Genomic DNA, 867 nt, shown 5'->3' on the forward strand with positions numbered 1-867 from the left:
GGCGCCAGCGGCCGGCCGTCGCCGAGGCGGTCGGCGTTGGCCGAGAGCTGGCGCAGGCGCCGCGACAGCGACGAGGCGAACCAGGCCACCGCGAGCACCGCGCCGAGCCCGCCCAGCATCGCCGCGCACAGGGTGATCAGCAGGTTGCGCTGGCGCAGCGCCTGCGCCTTGGCGGTACGCACCTGCAACTGCGCGGTCTCGTAGTTGCGCAGCTCGCGCAGTTCCGCGCGCAGGATGTCGAGGGTGACCTTGCCCTCGCGCAGTTGGCGGATCTCTTCCTCGCGGCTCAGGTCCGGCGCCAGCAGCCGCCGCCAGCCCTGCATCTTCTCCTCGAACAGCGGCTGGATGCGGGCGAAGCGCTGCGCCTGCAGCGGATCGGTGATGCGCTGCGACAGGCGCTGCACCACGGTCTTCAGCCGCGGCTCGGCGTCGCGGTACGGGGTCAGGAACGCGTCCTGGCGCACCAGCCGGTAGCCGCGCACGCCGGCGGCGGTCTCGGCCAGCAGCGCATGCGCTTCATGCAGGTCGCTGAGCAACTGCAGAGTGCGGCGCACGTCGTTCTCGGCGGCGATGTTCTGCCGCTCCACGCTGTAGATCGCCACCAGCGCCGCCACCAGCAGCAACAGCGGCAGCGCCACCAGCGCCAGGCTCTTGCGGGTCAGCGGCCAGTCGTTCCAGCGCCGCGTTAGCGCCTTCACAGCGCCACCCCGGCCTGCACCGCGACCACCGCGGCCTGGGTGCGGTCGGCCACCTGCAGCTTGTGCAGGATGCGCTCGACGTGGACCTTGGCGGTGCCGGCGCTGATGCCGAGTTCGGCGCCGAGCGCGGCATTGGTCAGCCCGCGCGACAGCAGCGCCAGCACCTGCC

2 protein-coding genes are annotated in these 867 nt (G+C 72.7%); both read right to left on the reverse strand.

Annotated features, from left to right (window positions below; translation table 11 throughout):
• A partial coding sequence (locus D180_RS14450; RefSeq protein WP_017913358.1) for a CHASE3 domain-containing protein occupies nucleotides 1–698 on the reverse strand: 698 nt, incomplete at its 3' end.
• Nucleotides 695–867: helix-turn-helix transcriptional regulator (locus D180_RS14455; protein WP_043091022.1), on the reverse strand; the 173-nt coding region annotated here is incomplete at its 5' end. The genes D180_RS14450 and D180_RS14455, both read right to left, overlap by 4 nt.

The sequence above is a fragment of the Xanthomonas sp. SHU 166 genome, from assembly GCF_000364685.1.
GTDB lineage: Bacteria > Pseudomonadota > Gammaproteobacteria > Xanthomonadales > Xanthomonadaceae > Xanthomonas_A > Xanthomonas_A sontii.